Origin of the sequence: Pseudoalteromonas sp. CR1 (assembly GCF_019392235.1) — a bacterium.
Lineage (GTDB): Bacteria > Pseudomonadota > Gammaproteobacteria > Enterobacterales > Alteromonadaceae > Pseudoalteromonas.
The window spans coordinates 39,794-59,953 of sequence record NZ_JAHXRM010000004.1 but is presented as its reverse complement, the minus strand read 5'-3'; the positions used below and the strand labels follow the sequence as shown (position 1 = coordinate 59,953).

The window sequence follows — 20,160 nt, the reverse complement described above, 5'->3', positions numbered from 1 at the left end:
ATTTACATCCTTTTAGCTTGAATAATAAGCGCTTGGTCGATATTCATCTTGGCCTGTTGCCAGTTAATATTGGCCCAATACAGCGCTTTTGATTTGTTAGGCTGCACATGAATATAGTAGTTTGCTAAATCACTGGCATGAAAACTGTCGTGGCGCACTTCTCTTAGCTCTACTCGTTGCTTCATGGTGTTTTGCCATGTGTATTGCGTCATGTTTAGTTGTTTTTCTGCAATGGCTAAGCGAAGTAACAGCGCGTCTTCTAAATCGTGTGGTTCTTTTATTAAGTTACTTAATTTGTTTATTACTTGCTGTGGCTTATTTAAGCCCAGTTGTATGTCTGCCCATAACACAATAAGGCTTACTGGCGCGTTTACTAAGCTTATATTTTCAAGATGCTTTAATGCGTTTGTGTAGTTTTGTAATCTAAAGCTCATTTCAGCTAATACATGTTTTGTGTTGAGGTCAATAGGCTTTTTATTCGCAAGCTTCACTAAAGACTGATAGCTACCTAATAAATTACCGTGCTGACTTTGCACATCTAGTACACAAGTACTTGCAGTTAATATGCTTACTCTAGTTATAAGTGCTAAACAATGCAGCTTGGCAAGTTCAAATTGGCCTTGTGTCATGTATAAGTTTGCGAGTAATAGATGAGTATTACTGTGATCAGGCATTATTTTTAAAACATTGTTTGCTACGGTGATAGCGTCATTAAATAAATGCTCTTTTTGCAAAACGCGTGCATATAAGTAGCCTATGTCAGGGGTTGGCTCGCTAATATATAATTTAGACAGCTTATTTTTTAATACGCCCTGCATATTTTCTGTTTGCCCTACAAATTGGCTTTGCTCCACCGCGGTTTTTATTTCACTGAGCGATAAAGACGCTGTTATATTTGATTTAGTAACAGCAATTACGTCGTTATCTTTTGGGGTGTAAGCATTTGCAAAAAGGTTAAATGAGCATACTAAGCTTAATGCAATAATGAATTTAATGAGCCCTGGTTTCATATTCGTATCCTTAAAATAGCCATCCATGGCCGGTCAGCTTATTTACTGATTACTATTAATTAAATTATTAATATCGGTGTCTTTGTTCGTGAACTCACGTCCATTGATAGAGAGTGGCTCTGCATTAGGTGCTTGGTTAAATGCATCAGTAGCAAACTGAGCAAAGTCAACTTGCAAGGCTTCAATAGTGATATTTACTATTGCACTTACTTGGCTATTTACGCCATCAGATACGCCAAATGTAAAGCTATCTATGCCTGTAACCTCTTTATTTGGTGTGTAAGTAAAGGTGCCATCAGCATCAATATTTACCATGCCTAAAGAGGGCTCGCTGACTAATGAATAAGTAAGTGAATCACCTTCTTTATCAGTGGCTGTCAGTGAGTCGGTGATATTTACCTCCGTTTGCGTTGTTAACATAATGTCGCTCACAGATGGGGCTGTATTAACCACAGGCAACGGCTTTTTATTGTCGTCGTCATTGCTACATGCTCCCAACGTTAATGCGCCAAGTAATACACCTATATGCGTTAATTTTAAATGTTGCATTAGTTTACTCCTTATTTAGAGCCCGCAAGAGGGGTAGCTAAGTACGGAAAGGTTGAGTTCATCATTGTTGCATCAACAGGTGCACCATCAGTAAAAGGCACGGTGCCAACGCTTGCATCTTCAGGCGCACACAAACCTAGGTCAGTATCTTCGCCTGCTACAGGAATAGGGTGACATAAACGACCCATTACTACACGCAGAGCAATATCAACAACGTCATCGCCAGGGCGTCGACCGTTTGGAAAGCCAGCTAAATCGTTTCCTGCAACACCAAATGCAGATTGCTCATTTTGCGGTGTTGCCGCAATGTTTGTGTTTAAACGGAGCATTTCAGACGGCGTCACCATGGCTTGTTGATTAACACCCGCAAAACCGGTTAAAAATGCGGTAATTAAATCGGTACGAGGGAAGTTTGTTGGTGCTAATGTTTCAAGGTTAGCGCCAAGTGTCGTATTAACAGCATCTTTAAATAATATGTTTAACAGTTCAGGAAGAGCAGGATGCGACACGTAATCTAAAAACTGACCATCATTCTTAGGGTGTGCTGTAGAGAACGTATCTTTATCTTTTATACCAATAACAAGCTCATTAACCAGTGGATTACCCAGACGTGATACTTGGGTAAGTGCACCACCATTAACTGCATTATTAGCAAATTTAGCATTCGGGTTTAGTATGCGAGCTTGCGGCAAGCTTGCAGTGGTCCACGAACCAACAACGCCATTACCTTCGCCTACAATACAGCTTTTTGGAACTTCAATCGCAATCGATGTTACGTTTTTATCTGCCAAGTCGTCATTGTCAGCCGATTGAGTAATGCCTCCAGGAAAGCCGCCTGCATCGCCAGCACCTGGTGCACTGTCGCCCTCTACCGGTACGTAGTTTACTAAATCGAACGTTTTACCAAGGTTAACGACAAAGGCGTCTTTTCTTTGGCCAACAAACACTTGTGCCATGCTTTCACAACCTGGAATAGACACGTTATATACAAATTGATCCGCATAAGTTTGATAGTCAGCTTCAGAGCTAAATGTTTTATTACCAATATAATCAAGTGGTTTGCTAAATGTAGATGTGCCAGTCGTTGTATTATTTAATAAGGTTGCAGCGCCTGTACGTTGTGGCCCATTAATCATACTCAGTGTGTAAGATTCACTAAAATTAGTTGCGCTGTTATCACCCGCGGAAACGCCGCCCACATTTTTCAGCGGAACAGAAACGGTACGCTTGTTGCCTTCAGGACCTACAGCTAACTGCACACCTTGATTATCATTTGGTAACATGCTTTGAAAATTAAAAGCAAAGGTAATGTCTTCAATTGCATCACCATCGTTATCTATGTGTATGTTGTAAGTTGCATCTGGGTCCATAGCAAAATAATTAGGGCCGCCGTAGGCATCCTGCAATGGAATGTAGTTAGCAATTAGTGTTACGTACTCTTCTTTTCCTTGTTCATAGCTATTAAATACATAAAAATCGGTAGAGTCTAACGTTGGGAAGCGACTGATATTAGGTGCTTCTCGGTGGCTTGATGCGTTAATTGGTGCGCTTATAAAAGTGCTGCATATTACTACTGCGAGTATTGACGGTGTTAAAGCTTTCATGACTTTTTCCTTTAGTTGTAAATAGAAGTCATAGCTAATAACGGCGGGCAATTTAGATTGGATGCAAAAAAGTTAAATTTTATTTAAATAAAAAATGGCTGCTTATAAAAGCAGCCATACAGGAGATTATAGTAACACCAGCTCGGTCGCATAAAGTACCTCGGTAGGTAAGCCGTTCGGCGAACCACCTAAAGGCTCTAAACTGACTGCTAGCAGTGAGATATCATCCGCATTAAAGCGTTTATCTTTTAACAAAAATTTACCACCTTGTTTAGGTAATATCCCCAACGAAACAGGTAAATCTTGTCCTTTTAAGATCATCCATAGTTGATAATCTTTGTCTCTTTGGGCAACTAATTGATTGCTGGCTTTTATAGTTAGTGCATCTTCGTTTACTTCAATAACCCATAACGACTGTTTATCTTGGTTTTGTACGAGTGCAATTTGCTGGTATTGCGATGCCTCCTCGGTCGGCTTAAGGACTAAAAATGCTATTACAATGCACGCGGCGGTCGCTATAAACGACCATGTCTGCCAAAGCGACGGCTTAGTTTGCACCACTGTTTTACTTGGCTGTGGTTTAGACTCAATACCTTGTAAAATGTTTTCCCAAACAGAATCGCTAGGTGCTTGAGGTGTAATTGCACTTGCTAAATTATTGAGGTTTTGTTCCCACATAAATATTGCCTCACGTGCTTTGCTTGAGCTAAGTAATAAACGCTGAAAACGCTTTCGTGCCAGCCCTTTAAGTGTGCCCAATACGTATTGCCCTGCGAGCGCATCTAATAAGTCGGGTTTTGTATAATTCATAATGTTAAACACCTTTGAAGTTGCGAAAGCCCGCGCCTGATCCAACTTTTTACTGTGCCCAATGGCGACTCTATATGGTCAACTAGCTCACTGTGACTAAGCCCCTTGTAGTAAGCTAAATGAATAGCCTGCTTTTGTTGAGGTTCAAGCTGCTCTATACAGTTTACTAATTTAGTACTTTCGTCGTAGTTAACATCGACGCTCTGAATATCGAAGTCATCATCTCCCATTGCTTGCTCTTTTCTTACTTTATGGTAACGCAACGCATCAAGACTTCTATACCTGACTATACTTATCATCCAACTAATAACGGTGCCTTTAGAGGCATTGTATTCTGAGGCGTTATGCCATATTTTAATGAAGGCGTCTTGCAGCACTTCTTCGGCATGGGCTCGATTAGAAAGCATATTTAAGCTAATGGCAAAAAGCTTTCCGCTTGTTTGTTGGTACAAGGTTGAAAATGCATGCTTATCGCCTTGCGACGTATCGTATAACAAAGACAGTAAATTATCGTTTTCCATAAATATCCTATTTATTCTCTTTTTATAAACGTGTGTAGCCTAAATTTGGATGCTAAAAAGTTAAGTAGCATGTAACAGTATACTTTTTGTCCTTTTTTGCAATAAATGTATTCGTTATAGTAAAACTGATTGAGTCTTTAAATCTTCTGAGGGTAAACATGCGAGGCCCTTTGAGCTCAATCGAGAAGCCACTTATAAATTATCAAAAAGGGTTGATAAGGAGCTAAGCAGGACGCGAAAGCTTTGAACAGCTTTTATTTAGCTCACTAGCTTATAGATCACGCGCCGCAATTAAGTTGTTTTTAGGTAGTATAAATTGAATCCTTAAAAATAAACAAGCTCTAATTAGTTCCTTTAATAGTCATTATAAAATCAGATAAGTTTTAATATTCTAAGTGTGAAAAATTAACATGCTTGTTGTGTAAAAAACGCAAAATAAAGTAATTTATAATACGTAAATAAAAATAGCTATATAATTCAATGCATTAAAAGTGTTGCGAGTGCCTTTTTATGGCTTGTAAATTGCAAACACAATTATAAAAGCTGTTTGTTAATTAATGAATAGCGATAAATATAAATGGAGATTTTATGTGGGCTGCAATTAGTTATTTGATATTAGCGTGTGTACTTATTTTTATAGGGTGGGAAATACATTCAATTTACTTTTCGTTATTTTTTTACTGGACCGCGCTATCACTGTCATTGGTCAGTGGGGCATACATTTTTAATATAGGTAAAATTTTCAGAAAGCGAGAAAACGGCGTTATTCCATTTTACATACGCTGGGCGTTTATTCCTTTTTTATTGGGGGCGCAAGTGTACAACGCGTGGTCGCGTAAGCATGATAAAGTTCCACCAATTCAGCAAATTAATGATAACCTTTTTTTAGCATGCCGCTTATTTCCCTCGGATATAGACACGTTAAAAAGCAATAATATTACCGCTATATTAGATGTTACTTGTGAGTTTGACGGTTTAGAGTGGAGCTCGACACAAGAGCGTATTAACTACTTAAATATTCCAGTACTTGATCATAGCGTGCCAACACACTCTCAGCTTAACCAGGCAATAAATTGGATTCATCATCAAATCCAAAAAAACAATAAAGTGGTTGTGCATTGCGCGTTGGGCCGTGGACGTTCAGTGTTTGTAATGGCTGCTTACTTACTTAGTCAAAATAAACATGCCGATGTGCATGATGTGCTTGCCCGAATTAAAGAAACACGTGAAACCGCTAATCTAAATAAACGCCAACTGCGCCACCTAGCAAAGCGACATAAAAGTGGCGAACTAGTAATTAAAAATCGTGCATTTTTAATTGCTAATCCCGTATCGGGTACAAAAATATGGCAAGAAAAAGAACAATTTATAATTGCCCGTTTGTCTACTTATTACGATTTAACCGTAATGACCACAAGTCCTAACATTAACGGGATAGAGCTTGCCAAACAAGCGATTACAGAAAAGCCTGATATTGTTATTGCTTGTGGTGGCGATGGAACAGTAGCCGAAGTTGCGAGCGTATTAGTTAATACACCCTGTAAATTAGGTATTATTCCACTGGGGACCGCAAATGCGCTTGCTCACGTTTTAATGGGAATAAGTTCAAAATTTATACCTGTAGAGCAAGCGTGTGATTTAATTATTGATGGTCAATCTACGTTAATAGATACGGCATATTGTAATGACGAGCTAATGCTACTTTTAGCCGGGATAGGTTTTGAACATGCAATGATTGAAAAAGCTGACCGCGAGTTTAAAAATAAATTTGGGCAACTTGCTTATTTAACAGGATTTTTTCAGGCGTTTTCTGAACAAAAATCGCAACAGCTCAACGTTAAATTGGACGATAACGACCCAATGATGATCACAACAAGCAGTTTTGTTGTTGCTAATGCCGCACCGTTTACAACGCTACTTGCTCAAGGGGGAGGGCAACCTAATCATAGCGATGGGCTACTTGATATAAATTGGCTTATACCCAATAAAGAAAATTCCACCACGGTACTGAGTATTGCCGAGCTTATGTTTAGCAGTATAACGCAAAGTCATTTAGCCATTAATTCTCAACACACAAATGCTAAAAAAGTCGAAATATCTTCAGATAATGGAATTAAATATGTCATTGACGGCGAAGTGAAAACGGCTGATAGGCTTGTGATTGAAATACAGCCAGCATCGCTTAATGTGATCAGTAAAGAAATTTAGCTTAACTAAAAACATAAAGGCGCAATAAACTGCGCCTGTAATTATATTTTTACTTTTTTATTGATGGCCAAACAAAGTCAGTTGTATCTGGAGCCTTGTTTGTTGTTTTACGAGGCGCACTTTTAGGTTTACGAAGTGGTTTGTTATTTATTGTATGAATATATAACGCTTCAACTTTGTCTCTAGCCCAAGGGGTTTTACGTAAAAATTTTAAGCTAGATTTTATGCTTGGTGCATCCGTAAAACATTTAATTTTTACTTGTTCGCCCAGCGTTTTCCAGCCCAGTCTCTGCTCTAACTCGACCAATATTTGTTCTAGTGTGATCCCATGTAGTGGGTTTTTAGGTTGATTATCCATAGTCATACTGCTTATTTAAACTATGCTTATTGTAGCTTAAATACAATAAGCAGGCTATTTCACTGTAATCTTTTTAGGTCGATTTGGGTAAATAACTTTCCCTTGTTCATTAAGCTTAAGCCACATTAATGCGCCATTGGTCTGATTGGGATTTTTAGCACTGCATAGTAAAGTAAATGTCTTAACGCTAATTAATGCGCCTTCACTATAGCGTTTGTCATCGTACCAACACATTGTTTGGTGCTGAGTCAGCTGACTGGCGTTCACAAAAGTGCGGCTGTTATGCGGCTCGGCATTACAAAATAACGAGAGCGATAAGCTTAAAAAACAGACGGATAGAATAATTAACGTGCGCATAATATTCTCCTACAATTGACTTTAAAAATAGTACGTAATACTAAAAAACATGCTAGTGTAATATTACACACTAAGAAATGCACAAAACAATAAAAAGGTGAACACACATGAAATTTAACCAAATGATGATAGATGAATTCACATTACTTGCAAAGTTTCCACTCGATAGCAAAATGCAGGGGATTAAATTGCACTCTGACGCAGAAGCAAGCTTGATAGAAGCAGCACAACGATTATTTGATAAAGGCGTTATAGACAGCCCTGATGGCGGTTACTTGACGGATTTGGGGTTAGATTTAATTGAGCACGTTACGGTTATTCATAGCGTGCTCAAAAGTTAAGCTTAGCGGTACTCAGTTCGCATCGGGTTGATTTTGCGGTGCGGCATCATTAAACGCAGCTAATTTATTACATCGCTCATAAATGGCTGCGATTTTAGGGTAGTGACTCATATCCACATTAAAACGAATAGCATTAAATACCTGCGGTACTAAGCAAACATCAGCAAGGCTTGGCTCGTTCCCAATACAGTAATCATCGTCTGTGAGCATTGTTTCTATTTTATCAAAACCAACTTCAACCCAATGCCTGTACCAGGTGTTTTTAGCATCCTCGTCTACGTTTAATTCATTCGATAAATACTTAAGTACTCGCAAATTATTAACAGGGTGTATATCACACGCTATTGCAAAGCTTAAATTTCTAATTTGTGCTTTTCGCCAAGCTGAGCCGCTTATTAATGGTGACTGTGGGTATGTTTCATCAAGCCATTCTAAAATAGCTAATGATTGACCAAGCACGCCTTCGTCGGTTTCAAGGGCTGGTAAAAGCCCTTGTGGGTTTAATGTCAAGTAGTTCTCATCAAGCTGTTCTGATTTTAATAAGTTAACAATTGCCAGCTCGTGATCAATTTTTTTTAGGTTTAACGCAATGCGTACGCGGTATGCAGCAGATGAGCGAAAATAACTGTATAGCTTCATAATTAATCCTTGTTGGCTGAATAGTGTTTTTTAATTGTTCGCCAACAATCAGTGTAATTTGGTTGGCGCTCTTTACCTTCTAATGCGTATTTAGTCGGTGAAATGACATAACGTGATTCAAACATAAACGCTAAGGTATTTTCGTATTTTTGTGGAACCAGTTCCGCATTAGATGCTTTTTCAAATACATCCGCTTCAGGTCCATGCGGAGACATACAATTATGTAAACTTGCGCCACCTGGCACAAAGCCATGCTCTTTTGCATCATATACACCTTCAATTAACCCCATAAATTCACTCATGATATTACGATGATAGTAGGGCGGACGAAACGTGTTTTCAGCAACCATCCAACGCGGCGGAAAAATAACAAAATCAACATTAGCCATCCCTTCAGTGGCTGATGGCGAGGTTAAAACGGTGAATATAGACGGATCAGGATGGTCAAAGCTGACTGTATTCATTACATTAAATCGGGATAAATCGTATTTATAAGGCGCGCTATTACCTGTCCATGCAACAACATCGAACGGGGAGTGCTTAATCTCACAGCTGAATAAGTTGCCATTAAATTTTGATATCAGTTCAAAATCACCTTCTTTATCTTCAAAAGCTGCAACTGGATAGTGAAAGTCACGGTCGTTGGCATAGCCGTTTGCACCAACCGGGCCTCGCTCTGCAAGCTCCAAAGCATGACCATAGTTTTCGCATATATAACCACGGGCCGTTGATTGTATTAAATCAACAGAAAACTTCATTCCTCGCGGTATGACTGCAATTTCACCTGGTTTAACACATAGCTTACCGCACTCTGTATGCAGGAGTAGCTCGCCTTGTTGGGGTACAAATAGCATTTCACCGTCAGCGTTGTAAAAGTAGCGATCAACCATAGACTTGTTAGCAACATACACATGAATACCGATGCCAGATTGCCCATTAGCACTGCCGTTAGCTGCCATTGTTATGAGTCCATCTATAAAATCAGTTGGCTTTGTAGGAATTTCAACGGGGTTCCAGCGAAGCATAGTCGGAGGTGTTACGGCTTCAGTTATAGGCGCAGTTCGAATCAGGCCGTTATCAATAGCGATGTAATCACCTTGCACTACCGAAGGGCGTAACCGGTACAGCCATGTTCTGCGATTTGCGGCTCGTGGCGCTGTAAATGCTGTAGAGCTAAATTGTTCAGTATAAAGATCGTACTTAACTTTTTGAGGAGTAAATTGCCCTATAGGCAAGGCACCGGGTAGCGCTTCGGTTTCAAATTCATTACCAAAACCGGTCATGTACTTTAACTGTTCTGCCATTACTGACTCCTGTGAGAGAAGGCTAGTTTTATGTTTTATTTATTTAAGTTAAGATACTCTCAAGTGAGAGTAATTTCAAATTGCTCTATGAATGTGTATGTAAATATAAATGAACAGCTAGTAAACCTATTTAACGGGGTAACCATGAAACTGGATTTAGACACTTTTTTAGCATATCAACTAATTAATGTAGCAAGTTTGGTAAGTAATGACCTTGCTAAGGTTTACCAGACCAAATTTGATTTAACGATACCTCAATGGCGAATTTTGGCTAATTTAGCGCAATTTGGTCAAAGTAATGCCAAAAATTTATGTACGCAGGCAAATATGGATAAATCGACCGTGTCGCGTGCAATAAAAATATTAGTAGAACAAAAGTTGCTAATAACTCAAATTAATTCAGAGGATAAGCGCGCAGCCATACTTTCATTGAGTGAAGCTGGAAAGGAGTTGTATAAAAAAATAGTACCCGAGGCGTTAAAGTGGGAAAAAGAACTATTGGCTTCGTTAAACACACATGAACAAGATTTATTAATAAGCTTACTTAATAAGCTAAAAAATAAATTACAGGCATAAAAAAGCCCATCAAATGATGGGCTTTTATCAAATAAACTAGTCTAACAAGTTAGATTAGAAAGTGTAACGTACACCTAATTTTATTTTGTATGTTGAATCTTCAGCTTCGAAAGTAAAATCATCATTTATAGGGTTACCAATGATGTACTTACCCGTAGCTTCATCAATATCTAGTTCAATAACACTTCTAGAGTTGTTATCCTGACGGTAAACTTTACCTTTTGATGAGTCAATAAGATTTAGCAAGTTATCAACAACAAAGTAAAATTCGCCACGGTGGTCATCAGCGAAACCAGGTATTTCTTGAGAAACGTATAAATCCATTGTTGTTACCCAAGGTGTTTTGCCCTGACTTCTTTCAGCGAACCCACCAGCAGAACCTGATAGACCAAGCTCTTCAAAATGAGCTAAAACATCAGCTTCACTAACCCCGTCAGCATAGATTACATTAGGATCGTTTGCAGTAGGAACGTATGCTAAGTAGTTGCCACCAAATGTTGAACCAAAACCAGAAGGTTGGATTAGATCTTGGTTAAAGAAGCGTCCACCAGTTAGATTCTCTAAGCTAGATAGTTGGCTGTAAGCAGAACCAGAATTGCGCTCAATGAATAAATTGAATTTAGTTTTATAATTTTCAATGAATTCAGCAGTGTAACCTAGATTAACAACAAATCTGTGTTCAGTTTCGTATGGTGAAACACCCACTTGAGTTTGCTGATGGTCTCCGAAATGACCAAAACGATAATTACTGCGTGCTGTTGATGAGCTACCTGGATTTCCGTCGGTTATATCCTGATTTGTATATGATGCATCAAACTTAAAGCCATTCTCCCAAGACTTTGAAATACCTGTACTAAGAATAATAGAACGTCCATTATCATCAGCGTTTGTAAGCATTATTTCTAGTTCACGCGTGTCATAAAACGGTAGGGCACCATCAATTGTTGAACCTACAACATCACCATCTTGTAATAGTGCAGCATTTATCCACTCAGCAGTATTTTCTTTCTTGGTGTAAATAGCAGTTGTAGTCCAAGCGAAACCTTCTCCAATGTATGGAATATCTAAATTTACATCACTATTTAGCATGAAAGTCCATTGTGAAGGAATTTCAAAATTGGGATCAATAAAGTTTGATGTAGAACCACGTGTACCTGAATTTACAGCATCTATTGCTTCAGGTATTGGAGTGTTTAAAGCTGTAGAAGGGATAGATATGGGATCTCTTGGTGCAAAAGATTGCTTGCTAATACCATCATTTGAGTATGAATTAGATATCCATACATTTGGGTTACCACCGGCATAACGACCAGCACTACCTCGAAGAGTAACATCGTCATTTAAGGTATAAGTAAATCCCACACGAGGTAAAAGTATGTCTACGCCGTCTAGATTATTAGTATTACTAAAACCAGTTCGAGTCTCTAGCCCTTCGTTATAATTAGGTTCGTCATCAGATCCTAAGCGTTCATAACGCAAGCCGGCAGATAAGATTAAGTCGTCGCTATAATCCCATGTATCATTAATGTAAAAGGCAATATCTTTACGAGAAAACTTTGCTATTACAGCTGAAGGGTTGTTACCACTGCCATTTTCATATTTGTATCTTGAAGCGATTTGGTTTTCAAAATCTTCTAAGCTAGCAAATGCAATAACACCTTTAGAAGCGGGTAAAAATTGGTTTTCAATATCTAAAACGTCGTATTTAACACCAAATTCAATTGTGTGTTCATCTAGTAAATATGTACCATCAAACTGAACACTAAAAAGATCATTCGCTAATGAGTTAGAATGGCGAAATTCATCTGAACCAAAAGCAATTGAACCATCTTCTCCATCACCATCAACGTCTAAGTTTTGAACTGTGATATCACCTAAATTAGAGTCGGTACCTAAAGATATTGCACCAGTGCTAACTGATTTTTTAGTTACGCTAATTTGTGTTGAAAATTCGTCAGTCCAATCAGAATATAAAGTTGAGCTGTAGTTATCAAGCTCTTGCTTGTTATTATACCAGTGGCTGCTTAATCTTAGCTCTCTATTGCTACTCGTCATGTTACGAGTACTGTTACCTTCGCTGTGCATGTAAACAAAGTTAGCACGGTGAAAATCATTTATGTTTAGGTCAATTTTAGCAATGTATTTTTCATCGTTTAATTGAGGTTGAACGTCTGATTCACCGATGTCACTTACACCGTATACATTATTTGCAATTGCTCTAACTGCTTCTAAATCAGCAGTAGTTACAGTTGTTTTGTTAGTACCAACACTAGAACCGCCAACACCATATTCAAGTTGCTGAGGAGATTCAAACTTTTCATAGGCACCAAAGAAGAATAATTTATCTTTGATGATAGGTGCACCAAAAGATGCTCCGTAGTTCTTCTCTTCAAAATCAAGCTCAAGGTCATTTCCGCTTGAATCTTTTGGGGTGCCTGCCCAATCGCTACTTAATTTTTCATAAAACACACTACCATGTAACTCGTTAGTACCCGACTTAAATACTGCGTCTACATTACCGCCAGTAAAACCGCTTGACTTAGCGTTAATCGGAGCAACAGAGACTGACACCTGATCTAAAGCGTCTAGAGGGAAAGGATTACGTTGTGTAGGGTAACCGTTTCCGTTTAGGCCAAAGTCGTCATTAAGTGGTATACCGTCAATTGTGATTGAGTTAGTTCGAGGATTTGAACCAGCTATCGTCATTGAACTTTCGCTACCTGGCTGGATTACAACCAAAGGATTATTTCTTACAATATCTTTAATGTCACGACCGATACTAGGAGTAGTTGTTATTGCCTCTTGGCCGAAGTACGAATCATTTGCTGATGAGTTAAATATTACAGGCGATCCAGTTACAACAATAGACTCCATAGTAGTACTGGAAAGCTGTTGATCTATTTGTCTTGTTTCGCCTAAAGAAAGGTAGACATCTTCGATTTGGACATCACGATACACATCAGAATCGATTGTTATTTTGTAAGGACCACCAACACGAAGGCCTGTTGCATTGTAAGTACCAGTGTCATTAGTTGTAACAACTCTGCGTGTGCCTGTAGGTTCGTGAACAAGTATAAGTTTAGTATTCGCTGCTGGATTACCATTCGGGCCGAAAATTTGACCTTTTACCGACGAGGTTGTGTCACTAGCGAATGCAGCGCCACTAACACCAACACATGCTGCAATAGCAAGTGATAGAGCCGTTTTGCGTATTTGAGTTTTCATTTAATTTTCCCGTGTAGTTAATAATTAAATTTTTATATTTTTATTTTTTGGTTTTCAAAAAATAAACTAAATGCAGGTTTATATTTTAAAAACCATCGATATTGTACCCCAATTGTTTGTTACAAATAAAATACAACTGCAATGTTTTTTTAATAAATAGTACAAATTTTGACTATTTTTTACCTTTTTTTGAGTAATCACTCTATTAGCGAGCTCATACTACCGATGTTTTATGACAAACTTGTGAAATGTAAAACAAGCCTTTACAAAAAATCCCCGTGTGTAGGTTTTATGTGTCACAAATTACATAGATACTTTTTTTAACGCTGTTTCCAGCTCTTTAGCTGAAGGGTCAAACAGTGCGTTTAACAAGCCAGCCAATCGAACACCTGCTTGTAGCAGACGTGTTTTTACAATAGGTGTATTTTTGTAGACATAGCTGTAGCCAACTTCTTCATTTGTAGACTTATAAAGTGCATTTGCTAAATTGTGAGACTCTTCAATCCACGTAGTTGGTGTACTTTCTAAATATTCTGCGATTAGTTCGCTGTTGTTGGTGTTTATAAACTGCGCGTATTCAGTAAATGATAAGTTTTCGTTTTCAACTAACTTAGTATCCCACAAGCTGTGTAAGTTTGTATCTTGACCAAAAAACGACACTTTAATACGGTTTCCGCCTCTATCTTCGCTTCTTCCTGCATGGAAAGGTTGATGGCTATCACCGACCAAGTGAACTAAAAAACGTAAACTGAACTGTTTTGAGTCTAAACTACTGTTTTCGTCTTTGAGTGTTTTTATAGAATAGTGGATGCCTTCAAGAATATTGCTAACCGATTCTTTATTATTGGTATGGTCGTGATTGATTGTGAAAGACTTATTAGGCGCGGCATTTATATAGTGCCAACGAGAGGATTGCTTTTGCCAAAATTTCCCCGGGTTTGAGCGCATTTCATCAGGCCAAGTTGAAACTTGTGCGAGTGATTCTCCCGCTAAAAATGGTTGAATAGCTGATTTTGTGGTTTCTGTTATATGGGATTCAGCAATTTTACCTACAACACGGTGACCATTTTGGCCCCAAGCAAGTGAATCGCTACTTGTAAAAATGGCACTTATTAAAAGCGCTGACGTTACCGAATATTTTACATTGCTACGCATTAAATATCCCTTAATGATTTTGTAGTGGTGTATTGCGTTGTAATGAGGTCAATTGTCCTTACTTTTTATGTAATTAGGAAGGACTCAATAAAATTCATAATTTCTTATTCATATTTATTATTAATCAATAGTTTAGCAGTTATAGGTAAAATTACTTGTTGTAATAAGTAATTAATATTGTTCAAATGAGAGAGTGTTCTACTTTAGGGTGTCTTTAGTTTGGATATTAAAAATAAGCTGTTGCATAAAACTTCAATTGTTACATTTTTGTTTATAGTGATGGTTTTTGCTTGGATGAGTGGTCAATTAATTGTAAACGATGACGAATTAGTATTTCCTATACTTATTGAAACATCAACAGTATGTAGTACCTCGGCGACCGCAAACGACAATGAGCTGATTGTATTTACACCGTCTAAGAACATTGCAGCTGAGCTTTCACAGAAGTTATGTGATGATAGTGTGGTTGCTAAACAGTACGGATCGGTTATTGGTTATTGGGGATACAAAACATCAGACAGCTTAGAGTTTGTAGGTAAAGGAATTGCAGACCTTATTCTCGCAAAAAACAACATCATGACGGCATTTAAGGCTGAATCTACCTATAATTATATGCCAGTTGTCGGTTTTTCTGATTACACCGCATTTTTTATATCTTCAAAAGAAAAACCCATCATTTCAAAATCGTATTTTTTAGACAAAAAAATAGGACTGCTCGATTACCCAACGAGCCGCTCTGGGCATATTCTTCCAAAGCAAGTGTTTAAAGATCTTGCTATAAATATTACAAATTTAAATATAACATACGCAAGTTCTCACAATGAACTGCGTGACTTATTAGCCAATGGTAAAGTAGATGTTATTGCGTCGTTTTGGAAAGAAAGCGATAAAGACCGTTTCTCAAAAAACTATATAACCCCACTTAGCAATAATATAACAGGCACACGTTGGTATTTAAAAATGCAACAAAATAATACTGATTTGTTGTGTTCGGTGCAAAATCACTTAATGGATATGTCTAAAGGGCAAGCCCTACATTACTATCAAAATGTAACCGCATTTTGGCTGTGTGAAAATAATACTGCTGTTTTTAAAGTAGGGGAAAATAATGAGTAGGCGAAAGTTTTTATTAACGTTCTCGTGTATATTTTTAATATTATCGTTTGTGTTTTATATATCTGTAGTGAATAAAACCGAGCGCGCAACTAAACAGCAAAAGGCTCAAATTGAAAAACAAATTGCACTGGATTTAACATTACTCGATTTGCCCAATGAGCTTTATAAGCATGCAGGAAATAAAGAGGCGGTTGTAGCTTATATAGACTCGCTGAATAGTTATTTAAAAACAAGTAATTTGAAAGTCGACAACATTACCTCAGGCTTAATCAGTGAAAACGAGTTAAAAAAAACTCAATTTACAAGCCGTTTAGCGACAAGCGAAGGTCCTGTGATAATTGTTTTTAGTATAAACGAGCATTACTTCACGCCTAAAAATAAGATGTTCTTTTTATTTTTTTTACTTATCAGTCTTTTTGTAACGGTGTGGTTAAAAGTTGTAGAGAGTAAAAAAAGCAGTGTAAACTTAAATAAGAGCATTAACCCCGTTGCATCAACGCCGATGCCTTTAGCGCTCATCATTGACTTACGCAATAAAACACTTTCACATAGTTATGATAAAGAGCAAAGTGTTCAATTAGCTAATAAACCATTGTGTTTTTATCTCGCCCTTGTTGAATACTGTTCAGCGAATAGTGAGGTTACGTTGAATCATAACAAAAATGTCCCTGATGAGCTGATTGAACTTGCTAACAAGTATTTCTACCGTTTAACAGAGCTCGGGCATACGATCAGGAAACGCCCGAACTTTAATAATAGCCTTGAGAAAACGTTGAGTGAAATAAGAGCGGGGCTTGACGAAGTATTAAATGAATACCCTGAGGAAAAAGAAATTTACTACCCACCTAAAGCGTATGGAGAAGGTTCACGCTCTCGTTTGCATAGTTACGGGCTTATAAATATAGCGAAGGGAAATATTGAAATAATAGGGAAGTAATTTTGCTTCCCTATTATTATGGGCGTTTATTTAGGGGCAAACTCAGCCGCTTTTATTGGGCTGTGTTGCGATATAAACGTTTTAAGTGCTTGGGCGTCTGTTTCGTCAGTACTTACAAAGCCTTTTAACGTATTTATAGTAGGATAACCATCACCACCAGAAGCGTTGTAACTATTTAAACTCATACGGTATGTTTTGTTTTTATCAAACGGTTTACCATTAATAAATACGTTTGTAAGCTTGCCATCTTTGCGTTCAAACGAAAGCTTGTGATATTGCAAGTAAGCGCCAGCATCAGCAGGAAAGCTTGTTACTGTGTTTAAGTAATCCCATAGCTTAGCGCCTTGCCAGTCCATATAGGTTATACGATTTTTAAAAGGGTGAACTTTTAATATGTCTTTATAACTTATTTCACCCGCGTTGATTGAACTGCGAATACCGCCACCACTTATTAACCCAAAATCTGCACCCACAACGTTCATCTGTGCTTGGATAATAACGCGAGCAAGGTTAGTTTGTTGATAGCGTACTTTGTTTCTATCGCCTTCTAATCTAGCATCTACCGAGCCAATAGTGCCTTCAATTTGCTTTGCGCCAATCGCTTGGTACTTAGCTAAAAACGCTTTTAATGCAGGGTCTGGTTTTATATATTCGTTCGCAAGGACTTCTTTTGATGTGCCGTCAGTTTGTGTTTTTTCAACATATAAATTAACTGGCATTAATTTATAATCCAGTAGGCTCAATTCACCATTTTCTAATTTGAACTCAGCTTTACCAACGTACTTACCCCATTCATGAGCTTGCATGATCCACGTGCCATTTTGCTGATCGGGTTTACACGCTAGACCAGGTTTAAAATTATCATCGTTTACATTGTTTGATGCCATACAGACGGGTTCTTGAGAGTGACCACCGATGATCATGTCAAGCGTGTTAGTAGGTAATGAGCGGGCAAGTGTTACATCCCCTGGTGCATTGATACCATGGTTAGCATCAATAAAATGGCCCATGTGCGTTACAGCAATAGTAATATCTGGGTTGTACTTTGCTTTTATTTCTTCAGCTAATTTGGCAGTTACTGAAACGGGGTCTATAAATTCTAAATGACCAATATATTGAGGGTTACCTATTTTGGCTGTGTCGGTTGTCGTTAGGCCAATAACAGCAATTGACAACCCATTTTTTTCAAATATTTTGTAAGGAGTAAAGGCATTTTTACCAGATGATTTTTCAATTATATTTGCTGATAAAAGAGGGAAGTTAGCCCAAGTTTGCTGTTTTTCTAATACGCTTAGCGGGTTATCAAACTCATGGTTACCCAGTGCCATTGCATCGTAGCCAAGTAAAGACATGCCTTTAAAGTCAGGTTCGGCATACTGAAGATCGGACTCGGGTATGCCTGTATTTATATCACCACCAGAAAGTAGTAAAACGCCATGGCCTTTCTTTTTAGCTTCACTGCGCAATTGATCCAGTAGCGTTTTACGAGCGGCCATGCCGTATTCGCCTTTTTCGTTATGCCAAAACCGCCCATGGTTATCGTTAGTGTGAAGCACGGTTAAGTATTGAGGAGAAGATGTTTTTTCGTCAGTTGTTGCTGATGTACATCCCACCACACTCAAAATGATAGAAATAATAAAAATTATGCGCATAAAATACCTATGAATTAAGTTGTACTTAATGTTTTAGGCGGCTAGTTTAAACTAGTTTTGCTTATAAAAAACCTAGTTACTTATATTTTTTGGTTAATCACGGGTTGTTGCTGCAAGCTCCCTTCGCTTTAGTTCAGTGCGAGCGTAGTGTGATTTTTCATGCTTTGTAGCAATCATCCAATTTAAAAAGCTTGCTGGGAGCTTTGTGTATGCTTCACCTTTATGTAGGCCAAAGTCGCAAATTGTGTGTGGTGTGTGTGTCATGTGTGTATCCGTTATCTCTGTTATTTAATAATTAACAATGAGCAAAGTTAAACATTTACTCGGTTTACATTTTCATAGAAAATATAAATCAATAGTGTGTAATTGAAATGTTACCAGAACGGTCTAATTTGTATCAACTGCCTTAAAGCTATCGATTTTTTGAGTCAGTAACCTTAACCTAAACAAAACTTATTTTAAAAAATATAATAATAGGATCTAACATGAAAAAATGTTTACTGGGTTCATTGCTCGCTTCACTAAGCTTTGTTAGCCATGCAACCATAGTCGAGATGCAAACCAGCCAAGGTACAATCCAGATTAATTTATTTGATCAGCAAACACCAAAAACTGTAGAAAACTTTTTAAGCTATGTACAAGACGATTCATACAATGAAACCGTTATTCATCGTTCAATAGACAATTTTGTTATTCAAGGCGGTGGATTTACGTTTTCAGACACATTAGACCCTATCACGACCAAACCTGCAGTTATTAATGAACCTGTATTTTCTAATGTTAAAGGTACCATTGCCATGGCTAAGTTAGGGGGCAACCCTAACAGTGCCACTAGCCAATGGTTTTTTAATATGGCTAATAACAGTGCGGGTAGTGCGGCACTTGATACACAAAATGGTGGTTTTACCGTATTTGGACAAATCACTGCGGCGAGTCAGTCAACGCTTGATAAAATTGCAGCGTTAGTTCATTGCGGTGAAACACCAGTAGTCGATATAACAGCAGAGCAATGTGCCAGCAGTGATGTGTCTATTAGCAGTGCTAATTTAGTAACAATCCAAAGCGTTACAGTATTAGATGACGATCCTAATTCGGCAGCCGGATTAACTGTTGTTGAAAATACGCTGATTGACGCCGATAACTCTGATGGCTCAGGCGGTAGCTCGGGTGGGGCTTTAATATGGCTGCTGGGTGCTTTTTTGTTAGCTGTACCACGCCTTAAAAGAAAGAAGTAATCTCATTCACAGCAATTTAAACTGCGCAGCTATTTTATAGCTGCGCTTTACATTAAATAAATAGTCGCCAAATCATCGCAAGCCACATCGCAAATACAGACACGCAGCCAATTAAAAACACATTAAATCGAGCTCTTACGTTATTTGTTCCTAAATGAATAATACTATGTAGAATGCGTGTCGCTACAAATGCGCAGGCCAAAATTGCAACCACTACGCTTGCACTGTTTAATTGCAAAGCTAATAAGCAACCTACATAAAATAAAACCGGTATTTCAAATTGGTTGGTAAAGTTTCTATCGGCCACCCTTACATGGTCACCTGCGTTATCTAATCGCATCGTTGCAAAATCTTTTAAATTGAGCTGCTTATTTTTAGCTGCTGCAAAGCGTCTTCTCCCCATAATAATCATTACAGCTAAAGAAAGGGTGACTTGCACAAACATGGCAAGTATTATTATTTTTTCCATTGTAGTTCCTTGTTATTGTTTTGATTAGTAAGTATGCAGGCATTTTTCACAATGTGTTACACAAAATAACGCTAATTGCTAGAAACTGATCAGC

The 20,160-nt window shown here is 38.0% G+C and carries 20 protein-coding genes; 6 read left to right on the top strand and 14 right to left on the bottom strand.

Annotation, left to right across the window (positions count from 1 at the left end):
- Window positions 1–2: 2 nt before the first annotated feature.
- The 5 genes from KZZ04_RS05510 to KZZ04_RS05490 all read right to left on the bottom strand — a co-directional run bounded on the left by KZZ04_RS05510 (window position 3) and on the right by KZZ04_RS05490 (window position 4,494).
- Window positions 3–1,010, bottom strand: coding sequence for a lipopolysaccharide assembly protein LapB (locus KZZ04_RS05510; protein ID WP_219422084.1), 1,008 nt, complete (start codon window positions 1,008–1,010; stop codon window positions 3–5).
- 42 nt (window positions 1,011–1,052) lie between these two features.
- Complete coding sequence (locus KZZ04_RS05505) at window positions 1,053–1,559, bottom strand: Ig-like domain-containing protein (protein WP_058404060.1); 507 nt, start codon at window positions 1,557–1,559, stop codon at window positions 1,053–1,055.
- An 11-nt stretch (window positions 1,560–1,570) separates the two neighbouring features.
- Window positions 1,571–3,163, bottom strand: a complete 1,593-nt coding sequence (locus KZZ04_RS05500; protein WP_138530338.1) for a DUF4331 domain-containing protein — start codon at window positions 3,161–3,163, stop codon at window positions 1,571–1,573.
- Between the two features lie 126 nt (window positions 3,164–3,289).
- Window positions 3,290–3,973, bottom strand: coding sequence for an anti-sigma factor (locus KZZ04_RS05495; protein ID WP_138530340.1), 684 nt, complete (start codon window positions 3,971–3,973; stop codon window positions 3,290–3,292).
- Entirely contained in the window at window positions 3,970–4,494 is a 525-nt protein-coding gene (locus KZZ04_RS05490) for a sigma-70 family RNA polymerase sigma factor (RefSeq protein ID WP_058404063.1), read from the bottom strand. Before KZZ04_RS05490 ends, KZZ04_RS05495 begins: the two co-directional genes overlap by 4 nt.
- 588 nt (window positions 4,495–5,082) lie before the next feature.
- On the opposite strand from KZZ04_RS05490, the gene KZZ04_RS05485 reads away from it, so the two are divergent.
- Window positions 5,083–6,702, top strand: a complete 1,620-nt coding sequence (locus tag KZZ04_RS05485; RefSeq protein WP_219422083.1) for a diacylglycerol kinase family protein — start codon at window positions 5,083–5,085, stop codon at window positions 6,700–6,702.
- A gap of 49 nt (window positions 6,703–6,751) precedes the next feature.
- Here KZZ04_RS05485 and KZZ04_RS05480 read toward each other — a convergent pair whose 3' ends face one another.
- Together KZZ04_RS05480 and KZZ04_RS05475 are read right to left on the bottom strand one after the other, a co-directional pair.
- A complete protein-coding gene (locus KZZ04_RS05480; RefSeq protein WP_008126252.1) occupies window positions 6,752–7,060 on the bottom strand; it encodes a VF530 family DNA-binding protein in 309 nt (102 codons plus the stop codon).
- Between the two features lie 54 nt (window positions 7,061–7,114).
- Window positions 7,115–7,417 carry a DUF1496 domain-containing protein gene (locus tag KZZ04_RS05475; RefSeq protein WP_219422082.1) on the bottom strand — a complete coding sequence of 101 codons (303 nt, stop codon included), beginning with the start codon at window positions 7,415–7,417 and terminating at the stop codon, window positions 7,115–7,117.
- Window positions 7,418–7,524: 107 nt separating this feature from the next.
- Between KZZ04_RS05475 and KZZ04_RS05470 the strand changes: the two genes are divergently transcribed.
- Window positions 7,525–7,758 (top strand): TIGR02647 family protein, encoded by a 234-nt coding sequence (locus KZZ04_RS05470; protein ID WP_219422081.1) that lies wholly within the window; start codon window positions 7,525–7,527, stop codon window positions 7,756–7,758.
- Window positions 7,759–7,770: 12 nt separating this feature from the next.
- Here KZZ04_RS05470 and maiA read toward each other — a convergent pair whose 3' ends face one another.
- Entirely contained in the window at window positions 7,771–8,397 is a 627-nt protein-coding gene (gene maiA / locus KZZ04_RS05465; RefSeq protein WP_219422080.1) for a maleylacetoacetate isomerase, read from the bottom strand.
- A gap of 2 nt (window positions 8,398–8,399) precedes the next feature.
- Entirely contained in the window at window positions 8,400–9,701 is a 1,302-nt protein-coding gene (hmgA, locus tag KZZ04_RS05460; RefSeq protein ID WP_219422079.1) for a homogentisate 1,2-dioxygenase, read from the bottom strand.
- A 144-nt stretch (window positions 9,702–9,845) separates the two neighbouring features.
- Here hmgA and KZZ04_RS05455 point away from each other — a divergent pair, with 144 nt between their 5' ends.
- A complete protein-coding gene (locus tag KZZ04_RS05455; RefSeq protein ID WP_257903558.1) occupies window positions 9,846–10,277 on the top strand; it encodes a MarR family winged helix-turn-helix transcriptional regulator in 432 nt (143 codons plus the stop codon).
- A gap of 54 nt (window positions 10,278–10,331) precedes the next feature.
- Here KZZ04_RS05455 and KZZ04_RS05450 read toward each other — a convergent pair whose 3' ends face one another.
- Window positions 10,332–13,502: a TonB-dependent receptor gene (locus KZZ04_RS05450; protein ID WP_219422077.1), complete on the bottom strand. Its 3,171-nt coding sequence runs from the start codon at window positions 13,500–13,502 to the stop codon at window positions 10,332–10,334.
- A 303-nt stretch (window positions 13,503–13,805) separates the two neighbouring features.
- Complete coding sequence (locus KZZ04_RS05445) at window positions 13,806–14,657, bottom strand: S1/P1 nuclease (protein ID WP_219422076.1); 852 nt, start codon at window positions 14,655–14,657, stop codon at window positions 13,806–13,808.
- A 219-nt stretch (window positions 14,658–14,876) separates the two neighbouring features.
- On the opposite strand from KZZ04_RS05445, the gene KZZ04_RS05440 reads away from it, so the two are divergent.
- Together KZZ04_RS05440 and KZZ04_RS05435 are read left to right on the top strand one after the other, a co-directional pair.
- On the top strand, window positions 14,877–15,773 hold the full coding sequence (locus KZZ04_RS05440; RefSeq protein ID WP_082653596.1) for a hypothetical protein: 897 nt from the start codon (window positions 14,877–14,879) through the stop codon (window positions 15,771–15,773).
- Window positions 15,766–16,710, top strand: a complete 945-nt coding sequence (locus KZZ04_RS05435; RefSeq protein ID WP_058404071.1) for a hypothetical protein — start codon at window positions 15,766–15,768, stop codon at window positions 16,708–16,710. Before KZZ04_RS05440 ends, KZZ04_RS05435 begins: the two co-directional genes overlap by 8 nt.
- Before the next feature lie 26 nt (window positions 16,711–16,736).
- Here the strand turns inward: KZZ04_RS05435 and ushA are convergent, their stop codons facing one another.
- Both ushA and KZZ04_RS05425 read right to left on the bottom strand, forming a co-directional pair.
- A complete protein-coding gene (ushA, locus tag KZZ04_RS05430) occupies window positions 16,737–18,362 on the bottom strand; it encodes a bifunctional UDP-sugar hydrolase/5'-nucleotidase UshA (RefSeq protein WP_219422075.1) in 1,626 nt (541 codons plus the stop codon).
- A 93-nt stretch (window positions 18,363–18,455) separates the two neighbouring features.
- Complete coding sequence (locus tag KZZ04_RS05425; protein ID WP_219422074.1) at window positions 18,456–18,626, bottom strand: hypothetical protein; 171 nt, start codon at window positions 18,624–18,626, stop codon at window positions 18,456–18,458.
- A 221-nt stretch (window positions 18,627–18,847) separates the two neighbouring features.
- Here KZZ04_RS05425 and KZZ04_RS05420 point away from each other — a divergent pair, with 221 nt between their 5' ends.
- On the top strand, window positions 18,848–19,597 hold the full coding sequence (locus tag KZZ04_RS05420) for a peptidylprolyl isomerase (RefSeq protein WP_058404073.1): 750 nt from the start codon (window positions 18,848–18,850) through the stop codon (window positions 19,595–19,597).
- Window positions 19,598–19,649: 52 nt separating this feature from the next.
- On the opposite strand, the gene KZZ04_RS05415 is transcribed toward KZZ04_RS05420, so the two are convergent.
- The gene (locus KZZ04_RS05415) at window positions 19,650–20,066 is read right to left on the bottom strand and encodes an MAPEG family protein (protein ID WP_058404074.1); all 417 of its coding nucleotides are present in this window, start codon (window positions 20,064–20,066) and stop codon (window positions 19,650–19,652) included.
- Window positions 20,067–20,160 lie beyond the last annotated feature (94 nt).